20 protein-coding genes are annotated in these 17,772 nt (G+C 70.9%); 4 read left to right on the top strand and 16 right to left on the bottom strand.

The features are described from left to right. Positions 1-10: 10 nt before the first annotated feature. The 4 genes from lptE to ACN28I_RS00245 form a co-directional block, all read right to left on the bottom strand. Positions 11-556, bottom strand: coding sequence for an LPS assembly lipoprotein LptE (lptE, locus tag ACN28I_RS00260; protein ID WP_420940191.1), 546 nt, complete (start codon positions 554-556; stop codon positions 11-13). A 76-nt stretch (positions 557-632) separates the two neighbouring features. After that, complete coding sequence (locus ACN28I_RS00255; protein WP_420940190.1) at positions 633-1,025, bottom strand: hypothetical protein; 393 nt, start codon at positions 1,023-1,025, stop codon at positions 633-635. A 187-nt stretch (positions 1,026-1,212) separates the two neighbouring features. Then, positions 1,213-3,714 (bottom strand): leucine--tRNA ligase, encoded by a 2,502-nt coding sequence (gene leuS, locus ACN28I_RS00250; RefSeq protein WP_420948531.1) that lies wholly within the window; start codon positions 3,712-3,714, stop codon positions 1,213-1,215. Between the two features lie 138 nt (positions 3,715-3,852). Continuing rightward, the gene (locus tag ACN28I_RS00245; RefSeq protein WP_420940189.1) at positions 3,853-4,236 is read right to left on the bottom strand and encodes a response regulator; all 384 of its coding nucleotides are present in this window, start codon (positions 4,234-4,236) and stop codon (positions 3,853-3,855) included. A 156-nt stretch (positions 4,237-4,392) separates the two neighbouring features. On the opposite strand from ACN28I_RS00245, the gene ACN28I_RS00240 reads away from it, so the two are divergent. Genes ACN28I_RS00240 through ACN28I_RS00230 form a run of 3 tightly spaced genes read left to right on the top strand, consistent with a single transcriptional unit; the run spans position 4,393 to position 5,970 of the window. After that, positions 4,393-4,683: a DNA-formamidopyrimidine glycosylase family protein gene (locus ACN28I_RS00240; protein WP_420940188.1), complete on the top strand. Its 291-nt coding sequence runs from the start codon at positions 4,393-4,395 to the stop codon at positions 4,681-4,683. Further along, positions 4,680-5,258, top strand: a complete 579-nt coding sequence (locus ACN28I_RS00235; protein WP_420940187.1) for a zinc finger domain-containing protein — start codon at positions 4,680-4,682, stop codon at positions 5,256-5,258. Before ACN28I_RS00240 ends, ACN28I_RS00235 begins: the two co-directional genes overlap by 4 nt. A gap of 43 nt (positions 5,259-5,301) precedes the next feature. After that, entirely contained in the window at positions 5,302-5,970 is a 669-nt protein-coding gene (locus ACN28I_RS00230; RefSeq protein WP_420940186.1) for a hypothetical protein, read from the top strand. Position 5,971: 1 nt separating this feature from the next. On the opposite strand, the gene ACN28I_RS00225 is transcribed toward ACN28I_RS00230, so the two are convergent. Further along, positions 5,972-6,436, bottom strand: a complete 465-nt coding sequence (locus tag ACN28I_RS00225) for a cupin domain-containing protein (protein ID WP_420940185.1) — start codon at positions 6,434-6,436, stop codon at positions 5,972-5,974. 149 nt (positions 6,437-6,585) lie between these two features. Between ACN28I_RS00225 and ACN28I_RS00220 the strand changes: the two genes are divergently transcribed. Then, on the top strand, positions 6,586-7,362 hold the full coding sequence (locus ACN28I_RS00220; protein WP_420940184.1) for an alpha/beta hydrolase: 777 nt from the start codon (positions 6,586-6,588) through the stop codon (positions 7,360-7,362). An 18-nt stretch (positions 7,363-7,380) separates the two neighbouring features. Here ACN28I_RS00220 and ACN28I_RS00215 read toward each other — a convergent pair whose 3' ends face one another. The 11 genes from ACN28I_RS00215 to ACN28I_RS00165 all read right to left on the bottom strand — a co-directional run bounded on the left by ACN28I_RS00215 (position 7,381) and on the right by ACN28I_RS00165 (position 17,762). Next, the gene (locus tag ACN28I_RS00215) at positions 7,381-8,544 is read right to left on the bottom strand and encodes an ATP-grasp domain-containing protein (RefSeq protein WP_420940183.1); all 1,164 of its coding nucleotides are present in this window, start codon (positions 8,542-8,544) and stop codon (positions 7,381-7,383) included. 82 nt (positions 8,545-8,626) lie between these two features. Then, complete coding sequence (locus ACN28I_RS00210; protein WP_420940182.1) at positions 8,627-9,664, bottom strand: hypothetical protein; 1,038 nt, start codon at positions 9,662-9,664, stop codon at positions 8,627-8,629. A gap of 16 nt (positions 9,665-9,680) precedes the next feature. After that, positions 9,681-10,283, bottom strand: a complete 603-nt coding sequence (locus tag ACN28I_RS00205; protein WP_420940181.1) for a hypothetical protein — start codon at positions 10,281-10,283, stop codon at positions 9,681-9,683. A gap of 174 nt (positions 10,284-10,457) precedes the next feature. After that, complete coding sequence (locus tag ACN28I_RS00200) at positions 10,458-10,922, bottom strand: hypothetical protein (RefSeq protein ID WP_420940180.1); 465 nt, start codon at positions 10,920-10,922, stop codon at positions 10,458-10,460. 108 nt (positions 10,923-11,030) lie between these two features. Next, a complete protein-coding gene (locus ACN28I_RS00195) occupies positions 11,031-11,645 on the bottom strand; it encodes a LysM peptidoglycan-binding domain-containing protein (protein ID WP_420940179.1) in 615 nt (204 codons plus the stop codon). A 230-nt stretch (positions 11,646-11,875) separates the two neighbouring features. Continuing rightward, entirely contained in the window at positions 11,876-12,667 is a 792-nt protein-coding gene (locus ACN28I_RS00190) for a hypothetical protein (RefSeq protein ID WP_420940178.1), read from the bottom strand. A gap of 16 nt (positions 12,668-12,683) precedes the next feature. Then, positions 12,684-13,709, bottom strand: coding sequence for a protein-glutamate methylesterase/protein-glutamine glutaminase (locus ACN28I_RS00185; protein ID WP_420948530.1), 1,026 nt, complete (start codon positions 13,707-13,709; stop codon positions 12,684-12,686). Further along, positions 13,591-14,589, bottom strand: coding sequence for a CheR family methyltransferase (locus tag ACN28I_RS00180; protein ID WP_420940177.1), 999 nt, complete (start codon positions 14,587-14,589; stop codon positions 13,591-13,593). The genes ACN28I_RS00185 and ACN28I_RS00180 overlap by 119 nt, the downstream gene beginning before the upstream one ends. Positions 14,590-14,611: 22 nt before the next feature. Continuing rightward, positions 14,612-16,588 carry a HEAT repeat domain-containing protein gene (locus ACN28I_RS00175; RefSeq protein ID WP_420940176.1) on the bottom strand — a complete coding sequence of 659 codons (1,977 nt, stop codon included), beginning with the start codon at positions 16,586-16,588 and terminating at the stop codon, positions 14,612-14,614. Continuing rightward, positions 16,585-17,202 carry a chemotaxis protein CheW gene (locus ACN28I_RS00170; protein WP_420940175.1) on the bottom strand — a complete coding sequence of 206 codons (618 nt, stop codon included), beginning with the start codon at positions 17,200-17,202 and terminating at the stop codon, positions 16,585-16,587. Before ACN28I_RS00170 ends, ACN28I_RS00175 begins: the two co-directional genes overlap by 4 nt. Beyond that, positions 17,199-17,762, bottom strand: a complete 564-nt coding sequence (locus tag ACN28I_RS00165) for a chemotaxis protein CheW (RefSeq protein WP_420940174.1) — start codon at positions 17,760-17,762, stop codon at positions 17,199-17,201. The genes ACN28I_RS00170 and ACN28I_RS00165 overlap by 4 nt, the downstream gene beginning before the upstream one ends. Between the last annotated feature and the right edge of the window lie 10 nt (positions 17,763-17,772).

Genomic DNA, 17,772 nt, shown 5'->3' with positions numbered 1-17,772 from the left:
GTCGCGCGCCTCACCAGTTGCTGGCCAACCGGTCGTACCCCTCGCGCATCAACGTCTCGGCGAGACGGTGCAGCGCGGCCTGCCGGTTGGCCTCCACTTCCAGGACATCCCCCGACAGGCCGTTGTCCGTGCCCGGAAGGAAGTCCTCCGCACCGGAGACCTCCGTCTCCGCCAGTACCCGTCCGTCCCGCTCGAGCCGCAGCAGCACCGTCGCGGAGGCCTGGTGGCTCGCCACCCGCGAAGCGGCGCCCGGCGTGTTGCCCTGAAAGACGGGCACGGCGACGACGGTGGGCCCCGTGCCCACGCTCCTCACCACGCCCACCAGGGTGGCCTCGCAGGCCCCCGTCCCGCCGAGCGTCCTGGCGCGCACCAGCTCCTGGCGCAGGAGCCGGGTGAAGAGCACCTCCAGGCCCGGCTCGGCCGTGTCGTTGCGGAAGACGGGCGCGCACACCGAGCGCACCCCTTCGGGCAACCCCGCGCCCTGGGACGTGAATCGGTAGCCGCACCCAACAGCCGACAGCAAGAGAACGCACCCCATCACGCGCACGCGGGACATGGCGCCCACAGTAGCGGGGTGATCCCAGCGGTCAAGCGCGAGGGGCGCCCCCGTCCGGAGCGGACGAGGACGCGGACTACGCGGAGGGCTCGCTCACCTTCACGCCGCGCGAGCGCACCGCGTCCGCGAGCTTGCGCCAGGCCGAGCGCAGGCGCTGCTCCTCGCTAGAGCCGCGGCGCACGGTGCCCAGCACCCAGCGCGTCTCCACCTGGCCGGTGGACTCCAGGACGAGCGTGTAGCGCCGCCCGGAGAACGCGAGGGACACCCCCACCAGGGCCAGCACGCCGAGCAGCACGCGCACACCCTGCTGAGGAACGAAGGCCAGCAACACGATGGCCCCGGCGGTGAGGGCCAGGGCCTCGTAGAGCGGCCGGTGCACCAGGGAGAGCCGGCGCAGGCTGGACAGCTCGAGGAGGAAGGGCGTGGCGGTAGCACCCGGCCGGTAGGAGAGGCGGTTGCCCTCCCCCACGAGGACACGCCCGCCCGGGAAGCTCCGCCGAGAGGAAGCGCTCCGCGGACGAGGCGCCCACGGGCGAAGGCAGGGGGGCGTCGGGCAGCTCTCCCCCGCACGCGGCACAGCGGCCCGTCCCCACATGCTGGGGACGGCCGCACCGCTTGCACATGACGAGGACCTCGGTGGGCACCCGGCTCCCGTCTCAGCCGACGACGAAGTTCACCAGCCGCTTGGGGACGAAGACGAACTTGCGCAGCGTCTTGCCCGCCATGGCCGCCTGCACCCGCTCGTCCGCCTCGGCCGCGGCCCTCACGTCCGCCTCGGCCGCGTCCACCGGCACGCGGATCTCCGCGCGCAGCTTGCCGTTCACCTGCACCGCGTACGGAATCACGTCGTCCACCACCAGGGCCGGGTCGAACTCCGGCCAGCCCTGCGTGACGGTGAAGTCCTTCGCGCCGTAGGACTCGGCGATCTCCTCGGCCACGTGCGGGGCGAACGGCGTGAGCACCGTGGCCAGGAAACGCATGGCCTCGGCCATGGCGGCCTTCTCCGCGGGCGTCTCCGGCGTGCCCAGCGCGTACAGCGCGTTCACGTACTCCATGATGCCGGCGATGGCGGTGTTGAAGGACAGCCGCTCGATGGCCTCCCCCACCCGCTTGAGCGCCTTGTGCGCCGCGCGCCGGATCTCCAGCGCCTTGCCCTCGTAGGCGCCCGTGTGCGTGGCCTCCGCCGCCGCGCCATGGTGGGTGCTGGCCAGCGTCCACACCCGCTTGAGGAAGCGGAAGACGCCCTCCACCTGCTCGTGGGACCAGTCGAAGTCACGCTCGGGCGGGCCGGCGAACAGCACGTAGGCCCGCGCGGTGTCCGCGCCGTACTTCTGCACGATGGAGGACGGGGCCACGCCGTTGCCGTAGCGCTTGCCCATCTTCCGGCCGTCCGCGCCGTTGACGATGCCCTGGGTGATGAGCCGCTTGACGGGCTCGTCCACCGGGCTCAGCCCCAGCAGCTTCATCACCCGCGTCCAGAACCGGAAGTACAGCAGGTGCATCACCGCGTGCTCGGGGCCACCCACGTACACGTCCACCGCCAGCCAGCGCTCGGCCTCCTTCGGATCGAAGGGTGCCTGGTCGTAGTGCGGCGACAGGTAGCGCGCGAAGTACCAGCAGGAGTCGACGAAGGTGTCCATCGTCTCCGTCTCGCGCCGCGCGGGGCCCTGGCACTTGGGGCAGGTGGTGTTCACCCACGAGGCCACCTTGGCCAGGGGCGGCTCGCCCTTGCCCGTCAGCACCGCCTGGGTGTCGATCTCCGGCAGGCGCACCGGCAGCTGCTCCAGCGGCACCGGCTGGCCCCGGCGCTCCGGGTCGCACGTCTCGCAGTAGACGATGGGGATGGGCGTGCCCCAGTAGCGCTGGCGGCTGAAGCCCCAGTCCTTCTGGCGGTACGTCACCTTGGGCTCGCCCCGGCCCTCGGCCCGCAGCTTCTCGCCCATCTTCTTGCGCGCCTCGGCCGACGGCAGGCCCGAGAACTCGCCCGAGTCCACCAGCACGCCGTCCTCGGTGGACGCCTTCTCCAGCGCGTCACCCGCGGGCAGCTTGTCCCCGGCGGCCGGCTGCACCACCACCTTGATGGGCAGGGCGTACTTGCGCGCGAAGTCGAAGTCGCGCTCGTCGTGCGCCGGCACGCTCATCACCGCGCCCGTGCCGTAGTCGGCCAGCACGAAGTTGGCGATCCAGATGGGCACCGGCTGGCCGGTGAAGGGGTTGATGGCGTGCGCCCCGGTGAAGACACCCTCCTTCGTCACGCCCTCGGCGGTGCGATCCGTCTTGGAGATGGAGGCCATCCGCTTCACGAAGGCGTCCACCTCGGCGCGCTGCGCGGGCGTGGTGAGCTGCGCCACCAGCTTGTGGTCCGGCGCCAGCACCACGTAGGTGCAGCCGTGGATGGTGTCCACGCGCGTGGTGAAGACGCGGATGCGCGCCTCACTGCCCTGGACGTTGAAGTCCGCCTCCACGCCCTCGGAGCGGCCAATCCAGTTGCGCTGCATCGAGGTGATGCGCTCGGGCCACTCCTTCAGCTCGTCCAGACCGTCCAGCAGCGCCTGCGAGTACTGGGTGATGCGGAACGCCCACTCGGGCTGCTCCCTGTCCACCACCGGGGACTCGCAGCGCTCGCACGTGCCTTCCTTCACCTGCTCGTTGGCGATGACCGTGTGGCAGCCCGTGCACCAGTTCACCTTGCTGAAGCGGCGGAACACCAGGCCCCGCTGCAACATCTGGATGAAGAACCACTGGTTCCACCGGTAGTACTCGGGATCGCTGGTGTTGACCTCGCGCGTCCAGTCGTAGCTGTAGCCCAGCGTGCCCATCTCCTTCTTGAAGGAGTCGATGTTCTCGCGGGTCCGCACCGCCGGGTGCACGCCGTCCTTGATGGCCGCGTTCTCCGCCGGCAGGCCCAGGGCGTCCCAGCCCATGGGGTGCAGCACGTCATAGCCGCGCATCTGGAAGTAGCGGGCGTAGACGTCACCGATGAGGTAGTTGCGCACGTGCCCCATGTGCATCTGGCCACTGGGGTACGGCAGCATCTCGAGGATGTACTTCTTCGGGGCTCCAGGGCGCTTGCCCGCCCGGAACACACCCGCCTCGTCCCAACGGGTCTGCCACTTCTGCTCGATTGCCTGCGGCTCGTAACGCTCGTTCATGGCCATGACGGGGTGCGTCTTAGTGGGGCGCACGTCTCCAGGCAACAACAAACGCCCGGGTCCGTTTCCCTCTGACGCTTGCCGTCCAGGCACGAGCGGGCCAGAGGCCGGCCCGGCGCCAGGCGCCCGCCAGGCTGTCCGCCACTACTCCAGGCGCAGCAGGCTCTTCACCGTGTCCTGCACCACCTTGGACTGCACGGGCTTGACCAGGTAGGCGCTCGCCCCGAGCGCCATGGCGCGCTCCCGGTCCTCCACGGCGGACTCGGTGGTGATGACCACGATGGGCACCGTGCGGTACGCGTCCGTCTGCCGGATGTGGCGGATGAGCTTGAGCCCGTCCATCAACGGCATGTTGATGTCCGTCAGCACGAGATCGTAGCGGCCCAGAGTCAGCTTCTTGAGGCCCTCGGCCCCGTCCTGCGCCTCGTCGGTGTGGAGCCACGGGCCCAACCGCTGCAGCGCATACATGAGACTGCGCCGCATGGCCTGAGAGTCATCCACCACGAGCGCCCGGATCTGCTGCGTCATGGCGCCGAACCATAGCACCGCCGCATCGCCGGGCACCCGCGCGATTCGAGGACCCGGTCCGGAGAAAACGACGCTCATGCTCCCATATCGGCCGGACGGGCGGGCGGGCCCGAAGCGCGACGAGACAGGTCATGCGCCCGGCGTTACCTCGGAGGAATGCCCGAAGGGAACATCCTCCACCGTATCGCCCGCATCCACGGCCAGTGGCTCGTGGGGCGGAGCTTCACCGCGGACTCACCCCAGGGGCGCTTCTCGGCCGATGCCCGGCGGCTGTCGGGACGAGCGCTCGTGAGCGTGGACGCGCATGGCAAGCACCTCTTCCACCACTTCGAAGGCGGAGTGCGGCTGCACATCCACCTGGGCCTCGTCGGCCACCTGCGGCACTTCCGCTTCAGGGCCCCTCCCCCTCCTCCGCGTGCAGGCTGCGGCTCGCCTCGCCCCAGGTGACGCTCCACCTCGCCGGGCCCCAGGCCTGCGAGCTGCTCAGCCCCGAGGACGAGGCCACCCTCCGCTCCCGGCTGGGGCAGGATCCGCTGCGCCCGGACGCCTCGCCCGCACGCGCCTTCGAGGCCCTCCGCCGGGGACGGCTTCCCCTCGCGGCCGCGCTGCTGGACCAGGAGCGCATCGCCGGCGTGGGCAACATCCTGCGCGCCGAGGCCCTCTTCCTCGCGCGGCTGCCGCCCCTGCGCCCCGCCTCGGAGCTGAGCCTCGCGGACTTCGAACGCCTGTGGGAGGCCCTCCAGCGGCTGATGGAGGACGCGGCCCGCGATGGGCGCATCGTCACGCCCGGGGCGCCCCCCGCTCCCTGGGAGACTCCCGGCAGGCGCCGCGAGGACCGCTTCTGCGTCTATGACCGCGAGGGCCAGCCCTGTCCCCGGTGTGCCACCCCCATCTCGCGCGTGGCGCTGGCCGGCCGCGGACTGTTCTTCTGCTCCGGCTGCCAGACTCCCGGCGCCCACGGGAGACCGGCCCGCCGTCCTCGAGCCAAGGCCTCGGGACGCGCCCGGCCCCGAGCCCCCTGACTGTCCCCATGCGCCAGGGCGCCCGGTCGGCTACAACCCGCACATGTTCCGCCGCGCCGCCCTCGCCGCCTTCGGCCTCTCGCTGGCCGCCTGCACCACCCCCCTGCACAACACCCGGGAGGTGCTCCACCGCTCCGACACCCGCTTCTTCATCCGCGAGCAGTGCCAGCCCAAGAGCACCGCCGCGCTCTCCCGCACCCAGGTCTCCGGACTCGACGAGCTGCCCGCGGCCCTTCGCGACCGCCTCCTCGCGGACCTCCCCCTGGAAGCCTCCGGGAGTAGACCGTTCATCCAGTGCCAGGATGTCGCGGCCCGGCTCCTCGAGGAGCGGCTTCACGCCCTCTGCTGGCCGGAAGCGCGCGTGACGTGGCAGGCGGATAAAGCCCCCGGGGCCTCCGCCTCCACCCCCGCTGCGCAGCCCCGGCTGAGCGTCCAGCTCGGGGCGCGCTACCAGGTGGACGCCATCTGGGTCGTCCAGCGCAAGAACGCGACGGTGCCCGCCTCCCGCATCATCAAGGCGGCCCAGAGCGCGATCCCCAAGGACAAGGCGTGCACGGCCCGCACGTTCGAGGACATCCACGCCCAGGTCTCCAAGCTCGGGACGTTCCACCGGGTGCTGGTGGTCCCGGGCCCCCCACCGGGTGGCGAGCAGAAGAAGGTGCCCGTGGTCGTCGACATCAGCGAGAAGCCTCCCGCTCCCCGCGGGAAGTAATCTACCGCGGAGAGTGGGAGAGCTGGCGGAACAGCTCCGCGTGCTCGGGATGGCGGGCGGCCAGCTCCTCGCCTCGGGGCATCTCCCAGTCCGCGAAGTCGAAACCGGGAGCCACCGTGCAACCGCACAGCGTGTACTCCCCTCGAGGCACCGCCGCCTGCAGCACTCCGGCCGGCACGAGCACCTGGGGCCGCTCGCCCTTCGCGACGTCCCGGCCCAGCATCACCGTCTCCAGGCGGCCGTGCTCGTCGAGCAGGAACATCGTCAGCGCGTGCCCATCGTAGAAGTGCCACAGCTCGTCCGAGCTCACCCGGTGCCAGGCCGCGAACGTGCCTCGTGGCAGCAGGTAGTAGATGGCCGTGCCCACCGAGCGCGTGCCTCGCGGCGTCTCCACCGCCACCGTCGAGCGCCAGGTCTCCCGGTAGAAGCCTCCCTCGGGATGCGGCGCCAACCCCAGTGTTCTCACCAGTTCATCGACCATGCCGGTGAGTGTAGCGCCACCGCCGCGTGGGGTACGGTGAGGAAGCGCCACGGCTCGTCGGCGCTCGCCCGGCTGGCGGAAGGCGAAGGGCCTGTCTATCTTGCGCCCCCACCACTGATTTCCGCAGCGGCCCCATGGGACACGTTCACATCATCCGAGACTTCCCCTCCCCTCACGAGGGCCGCTCCCGCACCGTGCGCATCTACACGCCGGAGGCCTACGACTCCGCTCCCGCCGGGCACCGTTTCCCCGTCCTCTACATGCTCGACGGGCAGAACGTCTTCGCCCACCCGGAGTCCGCCGTCTACGAGACCTGGTGCGCCAACCTCACCCTGGAGCACCTCGTGCGCGAGGGCAGCCTGGAGCCGTGGCTCATCGTCGCCGTGGACTCCACGCACAACCGGCTCGCCGAGTACTCCCCCTGGGACGAGCCGCGCGGCAACGTGCGCGCCCAGGCCCAGCCCTATGTCCGCTTCCTCGTCGAGGCCCTCAAGCCCTACGTCGACAGCGTCTACCGCACCCGCCAGGGTCCCGAGTGGACGGGCGTCATGGGCTCCTCCCTCGGCGGCCTGATGTCGCTCTACCTCGGCAGGCGCTACCCGGAGCTGTTCGGCCGCATCGGAGGCCTGTCGCCCTCGGTGATGTGGGGGTGGAACCGGATCTTCTCCGAGTGGACGAACCACACCCGGAAGTGGTCGCGCATCTACCTGGATGCCGGTGCCCAGGAGACCATCGATCCCGTCGGCTACACCATGTACTACGGCGACGCCACGCGCGACTTCTACCACCACCTCAAGCACCTGGGTTACGCCGACCACGAGCTGCTCCTCGTGCTGGATCCGGGCGGCCACCATCACGAGCTGGACTGGCAGCGGCGGCTGCCCTTCGCCATGCACTGGCTGCTGCGCTGAAGAGGCAGCGCGCCTCGCTCAGGCGTGCGTCTGGATGAAGCGCAGCGCGTCCAGCATCGCCGGCAGCTCCTGGTGGCGGGTGAGGTACATCTCATCCCCCAGGGCACTCTGGTAGACGCTGGGCATCGCACGGTGCAGGAGCAGCGCATCGCCGAGCCGCTTCACCACATCCTGGTGGCCGTAGCGGTACTGGCGGCCCGAGCGCCGGGACGCGTGGCACACGTGGTACTTGGGCGCGTAGCGGAAGCCGCGCACGTCCTCCCCGGCCATCATCCGCGCCCAGAGGAGGTACACGTCGATGTCGCACGCGTAGTTCATCATGTCCGGCAGATAGGCCCCGGGCGGACGCAGGTTGGCCTCCAACGCGACGTAGCTTCCATCCGAGAGGCGGAAGAACTCGAGGTGGAACCAGCGCTCGCGCAGGCCGAGCACCGACACCGCCTTGCGCCCCAGCTTGTCCAGCGCGGCGGGAATCTCCTTGTGGCTCCAGATGGCCAGATCGCGCCGCTCGAGCACCGACTCCATGATGCCGTCGCTGTACTCGTGGCTGAAGACGAAGACGATCTGCCCGTCCCGGTCCACGAGCCCGTCGTAGGTGACGATGGTGCCGCGAACGAAGGCCTGGGCCACGTAGCCGGACAAGGAGGACTCACCGAAGGCCGCATCCACCTCGGCGTCCGTGGACACCTTGAAGGTGCGCGCGGCGCCGACTCCCACGTCCGGCTTGAGGACGAGGGGGTAGCCCACGTTCCGGGCGAAGGCCTTCACACCCGCCGCATCCCGGACGGGGATGGCATCCGGGTGGGGCACGCCAGCCCCCTTGAAGACGTCATGCATGCCCTGCTTGGAGCGCAGGCGGGAGATGTCAGTGGGCAGGAGGCCCGGGACATGGAAGTCCTCGCGCAACCGCGCCTCGACCTCGAGCCACGTCTCGTTGAGCGAGTCGATGCGATCGATGCGGCCGTGGCGCCAGGTGAAGTAGCCGGTGGCGCGCAGCAGGGCGTCGTAGTCGTCGAGGCGGGGCGTGAAGAAGTACTCCGTCAGTTTCTCGCGCAGCTCGGGCCGGAGGGTGTCGTAGGGAGCATCGCCAATCCCCAACACGTTGATCCCCAGCGAGCGCAGTGCGCTGACGAAGTGGACGAACTGGGGTGGGAAATGCGGGGAGATGAAGACGACGTTCATGGTGGCACTTCCGGCAGGGAGACTGGCGCGCTCCCAACGCCGTGGATGATGACGCAGGGCGGCGAGAAGTGAAGAGGAGATCTCAGGGACAGCCGCACCACGTGCGGGCCAGCGCCTCCGGTGCGCCTGGCCCCGGCTGGTAGAGGTACGGGCCGCCCGAGAGGTAGTGGCACAGGGGCTCGGCCGAGGGGTCGTAGCCCGCCGGGCCCGTCCCCACCCGCAGGTGCCGGACGGCGAACTCCGAGCACACCTCGCAGGCCGCCGCCCGCGTCGGCGCGTCGAGCGATATGTCCGAGGCCCTCGCCCTCAGCGCCTCGAGCCCGTCCGCCGAGCTCGTGCGGCACCAGTCCGCCGAGTGTCCCCGGTGGAACACACGCGCGAGCGCCAGGGCCCGGTTGCCCGCCTCGGGCATCGTGTCCGGCGTCGACGGCCACGGCAGCACCGGATCGATGTACGAGGCCAGCACGCCCCCGCTCGCGTACTGCCCATTGGGCCTGGCGCCCAGGAAGGAGCCGAAGCGCCCATCCGCCAGCTCCGTGCCCTCGGGCCGCTCCTTCGCCATCAACCGCGTGAGCGAGACGATTCGCTGCATCTCCAGCCGGAACTCGTTCTTCAGCCGCGCCGGGACCGGCACCTCGCCCGTCTCGTGCGCCACCGTGGGGATGATCCACCCCACCACCCGCGAGTCCAACCCGAGCGTCACCTGCTGTCCGACGATGCGGAACTGCACCGCCGCCGCCTCCAGCATGGCCCGGTTGGTGGCCCGCTGCCCGAAGCACTCCGGGCCCGTGGGCTCCAACGTCCGCAGTCCGTCCGCCGGGGCCCCGAGCGCGCCATGGTTCTCCCCCGCCGCCGCGTACACCTCGCGCATCCCCGAGACGGCACACGACAGCAGGCGCTCGGACTGCGGCGCGTACGTGCTCCCCGTCCCCATGGGCGGCAACAGGTGCAGGTAGTCGTCGCCGATGGCCGGGTAACGCGCGCCTCCCGGGCTGACGAACTCGACCGAGGGGTGCGGAGCGCAGAGCGCGTCGTTGACGTCGTAGCTCGTCCACTCGGGCAGCCGCTGGAGCACGCCGCGCGCTCCGTGCAGCAGCCCGGAGGCGAGCGCGATGAGCACCGCCCTGTCCCGGGGATCATCCCCTCCGCTGGGGAAGTCCGAGAGCCTCCGGCGAGCCCCAGCGCTGCCACATGTGCCCCATGCTCCAGGCATCCTGCAGGTAGTGGTGGCCCACCGCCTCGAGTGCCAGGGCCTCGGTCTCGCACGCCCGGAGATAGTCCCCGTAGCGGCCGGCCGCCGCGCCCAGCAGGTCCTTCGTCGCCTTGCACTCCCGCGCCCGGGCGAGCGCCAGCCCGTGGTAGTGCGCGTAGAAGCGCCCCGCCTGCGGCAGGAAGTGGTTCGAGTTCACCGGACCCATGTGGGTGGCGAAGTCGTGGCACCGCGTCGCATCCGCGCCGATTCCCGGCAGCGGGCACGTCTCGTGGCCCGTGGCCCAGTCCCACAGCGCGTACGAGAAGTCGGGGAGCTGCGCCAGCTCGCCGGGCGTGAAGGCACGCACCTGCACCCGCGCGGTCTCGGCGAAGGGCACCGGCAACAGCGAGGTGAGCGTCTGCCCATCCACGTTCAGCGGCTGGCTCGAGGTGAAGACGCGCAACCGGGCCGTCGCGGAGGCCTCCGCTGGCAGGCCCGCCTTCTCGCGGGTCAGCTCCCAGAGTTGCCGGTGCTCGTCGAGCTGCACCCACCCAGCGTTGGCGCGCGGTGTTGGGGCCGGCCGCGGGCGCGCAGTAGGTGCCGGAGCCCCGAGGGTACTCCCCCACCTCCTTCGTCGTGTCCTTCTGCTCGTAGCAGACGGACTCCCAGGCGGCGGCGGGCAAGGACAACAACAGCACCGAGGACACGAGGAGCCCGCGCATCACTTGACCTCCAGCAGCGCGCGGACGCCGGGGAAGCAATCCGGTTGGAGGAAGAAGGTCTGCTCGAAGGCGGAGATGGGCTCCTGTCCCTTGTCACGGGCCTTGGCGTAGGCATCGGCGCAGGCCGCCGGGCAGCACTCCTTCTCCTGCCAGGGCTTGGAGGTGGTGCACTGGGGCACCGCCGCCACGCACTCGTCCAGCGAGCGCGCTCCGGGCTGGAAGCAGTAGGTGACGAGGTCCGAGCAGGCGCCCAGGGCCGTGAGGGCGTCGCTGCCCGTCGGATCGAGCTGGAGGCCGCCCGAGGGCGTCTTGATGAGGACGAGGTTGCCGGTGTCCACCTTCGGCAACGGGATGTTCGGGAGATCCACCTTCGGGAGTTCCGGGAGCTGAAGCTTCCCGTCCTCGCAGGCGAGTCCCACGGGGAGCATCGCCACGAGAAGCACTGCACGGAGGATGCGGAGCAAGTCACTTCCCCTTTCCGGCCCTGGGAGCCGAAAGGCCCCCCTGTGACATCGAGTCACGCACAGGACAGGAAAAGGAGGCAAGGGCCCCCGCGAGCTTCGCCTCCGGGGCTAGTAGCCCACGTAGCCCTGGCCCTGGCGGAGCGCCTTGAGGCCCGGCACGTCGGACACGGAGCCGTAGCGCTCCACCGCGTAGCGGACGCCCGCGATGATGTTGTCCACGGGATTGCGGATGTTGTCGTGTCCCGGGAGCTTGTTCGCGTCGAACGTCGGCTGGATGGTCTGCATCAGGCCGATGGACGGGTGGCCCGCCGCGGCGTTGGAGTCCCAGAGGTTGATGGCGTTGGGGTTGCCGCTGGACTCGTGGTGGATGATGGAGGCGATGTCCTGCGGGTTCATCTTGTCGGCCGGCACGCCCGCGGCGCTCAGCTTCGTCATGGCCTCCTTGATCCAATCACCCACCTGCCCCTGCGGAACGTTGCCCACGGGAGCGCTGGACTGCGCGCCCTTGGTGGAGGCTCCCCCGTCGAGGTTCACGCCCTTGGGGCCCGAGGTGGACGACACGAACTCGTCCTTGCTGCCCGGGATGTTGAGCTTCGCGCCCGAGTAGATGAGGTTGGCGTCCTTGATCTGCGGGTTGGCCTTCATCAGCTCGCCCACGTTGGTGTGGTAGCGCTGCGCCAGCTTGTTCAGCGTGTCCCCGGCCTTGATGCTGTAGTTGCCCATGTGCGTGCCCTCGGAGTTTTGGAAGCGAAGTGGATGCCGATGCACCGGCACAAAGCAGGAGGCGTGCCATGCACCGAGCCCTCCTGCCCGGGCTCGCAAGCCCTTGATTCCACTCGGTTCCGCCCCGGCTTCAGCCGCTCGTGATGACGGCCGTCACCACCTCACGCGGGTTGCCGCTGGTGACAACGCTCATCCCCTGGTGACTGCGGTCACCACCCGGAGACAGGACATCATCCGGGCCCCACGGCGGACAGGGCCGGCTCGATGGCCGAGCCCTGGCGGCGCTCCCTGGGCGCGTCCAGGAAGGTGCCCAGCAGCACCCAGCGCCGCGCGTCCTCCGAGGCACCCGGCTTCGCCATCAGCGGCGTCGTGTAATGCCAGAAGGGCAGCCGGTACACCGTGATGCCTCCCACGGTGTTCACGCTCTGCATCTCCGAGAAGTGGCCGCCCTTCGAGTAGACGAGCCACTGGTGCGCCACCGCGGGCGTGGCGAACGTGAGGTGCATGTCCACGTAGCCGTCGAAGGCCTCGGCGTCCTCGGGGTGGTGATCATTGTGCGGGCCCGTGTAGTCCCCCGGGCCGTAGCACAGCGCCTGGATTCCCCACTTGCGCCGCAGCGGCCGTCCGCTCACCGACGCCGCGAACGCCGCGAAGCTCTCCGAGCGCAGCATGGCCACCAGCCCCGCCGCCTCGGCCGCCTTCCACGAGCGCGAGCGCCGGCTCTCCAGCAGCGCCGTCCTCACCCGCACCGTCTTGGGCAGCAGCTCCGCGTAGTTCTCCGTCATCCCCCAGATGCTTTCCGGGGGAATCGGGTCCTCCATCTGCGTCAGCGTGTCCCGCAGCGCCGTCTCCAGCAGCTCGCGGCACGCCACCGCCTTGCGCGCGTCCAGCACCCCGCCGAGCGCCACGAAGCGCTGTCCCGGCCGCAGCAGCGCGCCACACGCCTCCGGGTCACGCCCTTCCAGGATGCGCCGCCCCTTCGGGGTGAGCAGCTCCGCGAACTCCGTGGGAAACGTCTTCATGTCCTCGCCTCTAATGTCACCGGCGCTTTCGCGCCAGTTCCACGAGCGCCGGGCCGATCTCCCCCAGCGGCAGGATCCGGCTCACCGCGCCGGTGGCCACCGCCTCCTGGGGCATGCCGTAGATGACCGCCGTCTCCTCGGACTCGGCCCACACCTCGCCGCCCGCCTTCCGGATGACCTTGGCGCCCACCGCCCCGTCCGAGCCCATCCCCGTCAGCACCACGCCGATCGTCCTGGAGCCGAACACCTCGGCCAGGCTCATGAAGAGCCGGTCCACCGAGGGCGCGTGCTTGTCCTGCATCGTCGGAGGCGGCGTGCCCAGCACGTACTGCCCGTTCTGCCGGTACACCACCAACTGTCTGCCGCCCGGCGCGATGAAGACATGGCCCGGCGCCAGCAGGTCTCCCTCCTGGGCCTCGCGCACGGTGAAGGGCCCCAGCCTGTCCAGCCGCTCCGCGAAGGCGCGGGTGAACTGCTTGGGCATGTGCTGGCACACCAGCAGGCTCATCGACGGCTCCGGCGCGAGCGCCTCCAGCAGCCGCTGCACCGCCGGCGGCCCGCCCGTGGACGCGCCGATTCCCACCACGAACGAGGGCTCCAGCGGCAGCACCTTCGGCTTGCGCGACACCGGCTTCACTTCCGCCGGGCGGATCAGCCGCGCCGCCTGCACCTTCTCGTGCAGCTCCTTGCGCAGCTTCTCCAGCACGTCCGGCGTGGGCTTGGCCGGCTTGGCGATGAAGTCGAAGGCCCCCAGCTCCAGCGCCTTGAAGACGTCCGTCTTGTGCGCGTAGCTGGAGATGACGATGACGGGCGTGGGCGCCGAGCTCTTCAGCAGCCGCAGGAAGGAGTATCCGCCCAGCCGCGGCATCTCCAGGTCCAACGTCACCACGTCCGGGTGCAGCGCCAATACCTGGCGCAGGCCCTCATTGCCGTCGCACGCCGTGCCCACCACCTTCACGTCCGGCGAGGACTCGAGCAGATCCGTCAACAGCCGCCGGTTGTGGGCCGAGTCGTCCACCACCAGCACCTTCACGGGCTCCAGGGCGCTCACGGGTGACCTCCCCCGCCGAGGCTTCCGGCTTGCGGTAGACGAGATCGCTGCGCAGGTGCACCAGCTCGAAGTCAGCGCTGAGGTTGATGAGGTTCTCCGAGTGCCCCAGTAGCAGGTAACCGCCGGGCACCATCTTGTCGTAGATGAGGCGAAGCACCCGCTGCCGTGCGGGCGTGTCGAAGTAGATCATCACGTTCCGGCAGAAGACGACATCCGGCCGGGAGATGAGCAGGGCCGAGTCCGGCTCCTGCAGGTTGTGGTGCCCGAAGGAGACCCAGGCGCGGATGTCGTCGCGCACGCGCACCCGGTTGGGCCCCACGTGGACGAAGTAGCGGGCGACCTTGTCCGGCGGCGTGGCCCGGAGCGCGGAGGGCCCGTACTCGCCCTGGCGCGCGGCGGCCAGCACCCGGCGGGAGATGTCCGTGCCGTGCACCTCCACGTCCCAGCCCTCGAAGCGCCCGCTGTCCTTGAGGAGCATGGCCACGGTGTAGGCCTCCTCCCCGGACGAGCACCCCGCCGACCAGATGCGCAGCCGCCTCGTGCGCGCGTTGCGGCGCTCCAACTGCGGCAGCACCTCCTCGGAGAAGGCCTTGAGCTGGCGCGGCTCGCGGAAGAAGTACGTCTCGTGCGTGGTGAGGGCCTCGATGGCCGTCTCCAGCTCGGCGCGGCGCTGCGCGTCGAAGCGCAGGTAGCGGTAGTAGGCGCTGAAGTCCGTCAGGCCCAGCGCCTCCAGCCGGGGCCACAGCCGCCGCTGCATGACGTACTTCATGTCCTCACGCACGAGGATGCCGCAATGGCCGTAGACGAAGTCCCGCAACAGGCGGAACTCCTCCGCGGTCATCTCCGGCCTGCCTGTATCGAAAGGCATCAACCCCGAGATCCTCCGCGGCTTCTCAACGCCCAGACAACCGCTCCACCGCGTCCACCAGCGCGCGGCGAGCCAAGGAATCCATCTCCGCCGTCAGGGCGGCCCGTGTCGCGGGCAGGCACTCGGGCCCACCGGAGTCCCCGAGGACTCGCGCCGCCGCGGCCCGCACATCCCAGCTCGCGTGGCCCAGCAGTCCCACCGCCAGCGACACCCCCTCGGCCGAGGCCGCGCCCGCCATCAGCGCCGCCTTCACGACTTCATGGTCTCCATGGGACACCGCGCGCCGGAGCACCTCGTCCCGCAGGGCGCCCAACCGCGCCAGGGCCTGCAGCGCCCGCCAGGCGATGGCTCCGTCCGGATGCGGCACCAGGCCCTCCAGGTCCTCCACCCGCTCCATGGCCCCGCACTCCCCCACCGCCTCCAGGGCCGCGAGCCGCACCTCCAGGGTCTCGTCCGTCAGGGCCTGCTTCAGCAGCCCCGCCATCGACCCATCCCCCACCTGGCCCAGCACCCGCACCGCCGCGGTGCGCACCCGCGGGGACTCGTCCGTCAGCGACTGGCGCGCCAGCTCCAGGCCGCCCGCCGGGTCCACCGCGGCCAGCACCTCCACGGCGGTGGCACGCAGCGCCACGGAGGCCTCGCGCGCCGTCCGCCGCACCAGGGGCAGCATGGCCGTGCCGCCCACCCGCACCAGGGCACCCAGCACCACCGGCTCCGCCCCGCGCTCCAGCGCCGACTCCAGCGCCTGCGCCACCTGCCGCGGGAAGTTGGCGGCCAGCGTCACCAACGCACGCGCCGCCGGCCCGGCCAGCTCCGGGTGCGAGAGCAACTGCGCCAGGGGCTCCACCGCCTCCAGCGAGCTCGTCCGCCCCAGGGCCTGCACCGCCACCGCCTTCAAGTCCACCTCGCCCCAGTCGAGCATCTGCACCAGCTCGGGGACGAAGGTGGCGTCCACCAGCTCCACCAGCACGTGCCCCGCCGCCTCGCGCGCCGGGAAGGAGAGCCGGTCCATGCACGCCAGCAGCTCGCGCCCCGTCTCCGGGCCGAAGTGCGCCAGCGTGCGCATCACCTCCGGCATCAATCGCTCTTCCTGCGCCACCTCCGCCACCAGGGGCGCCAGTTGCGGCTCGCGCAGGGACGCCGCCGCGACGAGCGCTCCGGCCTTCAGCTCGATGTCATCCGACTCCAGCGCGTTGGCCACCCAGCTCACCGCTTCCGGCAGCCGCTTGAGCGCCAGCCGCACCGCCGCTTCCATCTCGGGCCGCAGGGACGGCTCGGCCAGGCCCGCCTGGGTGCCCAGCGCCACGAGCGCCGCCTCGCGGGTGGAGCGCGACTCCGCGCCCAGTCCCCGGCACACCAGCTCCGTGGCCGCCACCTGGGGAATGAGGCCCAGCACCCGGTAGGCGCTGCGCTTGAGCGTCGGATTTCCCAGCAGCCGCACCAGCTCCGGCAGGGGCGGCGGGTGGCGCAGCGTCGCGAGCGACTCCAGCGCGCTCAACTGCAGCAGCGGCTCGGGATCGTACAGGATGCGCTCCAGCGCGCGGGCCGCGACCTTGCCGCCCACCCGGCCCAGCGCCTCCGCGGCGGCCACCCGGACGTTGAGATCCGTGTCCTCCAGCATCGCCTGCACCAGGGCGTCCTCGGCCTGGGGCAGCCCCAGTTGGCCGAGGATGTCCGCGGCGAACTTGCGCTGATCCGGATCCACGTGCCCGAGCAGCCGCACCAACGGCCCCACCGCCTCCGGGCCCATGCCGGCCAGCGACTCGGCCGCCGCGTTGCGCGCGCCCGTCTCGTCCCGCTCGCCGAGCACGGAGATGAGGCGCTCCACCACCTGCTCGCGCCCGGGCACCCGGGTGAGGCCGTCGGCCGCCGCGCGGCGGACCCGCCAGCTCTCGTCATGGAGCCCCGCCACGAGCGTCTCCCGAGCACCCGCGGCGGACACGTCCAGCTCCAGCAGGGCCCGGTAACGCGTCTCCTCGGCGTTCCGCCCCTCCTCACTCATCCGTTCACCCTCCGGCCGCCGTCGCGCACCATCTCCGCCAGCAGCAGTGCCTTCACGTCCAGCAGCAGCTTGAGCCGCTCCTGCCCGCGAGCCTCCGGGGCACGCCGCTCCAGGCCGCGCCGCTCCGGCTCGCGCTTCTCCTGCTTCTCCTGCTCCCGCTTCTCCGGCTCGCCGTACACGCCCACGACGAAGGGCGCCGGGCCCACCGCGCCAATGGCCGGAGCGGGTTTGATCTCACTGCGCCGCAGCCGCACCACCTCGGACACCCGGTCCACGGTGAAGGCCACGCGCCTGCGGCCCAGCCAGCACACCAGCAGCCGCGTCTTGGGGGTGTCCACCGGGGCCTCCACGCCGAGCAGCCGCTTGCGCAAGTCCACCACGGGGATGATGGAGCCGCGCAGGCGGATGACGCCCTCGATGAAGACCGGCGCGCCCCGGATGGGGGTGAGGCGCTGGGGCTGGAGGATCTCCTCCACCCGCATGATGTCCACCGCGTACTCCTCGGGCCCGACGAAGAAGGCGCAAAGCTGGACGAGCGGATCCCTCTCGGCCGCGGCGGACTCGTCGGCGCGGGACTGCGTGAGCTGGGTGAGGACGTTGAAGCGCTGTCTCATGCGAGGGCCTGCCAGATGTCGAGCAGGATGAAGAGTTGCTGTTTGCGCCGCCCGAGCCCCACCACGCAGTCGCGCTCGCCGCCGCCCACGCCGGGAGGGGCCAGCTCCAACATCGAGGGCCGGAGCCGGACCACTTCGGAGACCGAGTCCACCCAGATGCCCGCCAATCCGTCCGCCGTCTGCACCACGATGATGCGCGCGCCGCGCGGAGGCTCCGCCGCTTCCGGGCCCGCCACCAGCGGCGCCTTGTCCGCCAGCCGCAGCTTCACCTTGATGTCGTAGACGGGCAACACCTCACCGCGGAGGTACATCACCCCGAGCAGGTTGGGCGCGGCGCGAGGCACCTCGGTGAGCGGAGGCACCTTCACGATCTCCCGGACGCCGTGGATGGGCACCGCGTAGTGCTCCCCTTCCAGCCGGAAGGCCAGGTACTCCTCGGGGATCTCCTCGGCGACGGGCTCGACCGTTTCATCGGTGCCGGCCACCAGTTCCTGGATGGGGCCGACGTCCTCATCCGGACGGTAGAAGAAGGTGTCGAGAAGGACGGACAGGGAAGGCACGGAACCAAGG

This window comes from Archangium gephyra (assembly GCF_049060025.1).
Taxonomy (GTDB): Bacteria; Myxococcota; Myxococcia; order Myxococcales; family Myxococcaceae; genus Archangium; species Archangium gephyra_A.
This window is presented reverse-complemented; position numbering and strand designations above follow the sequence as displayed.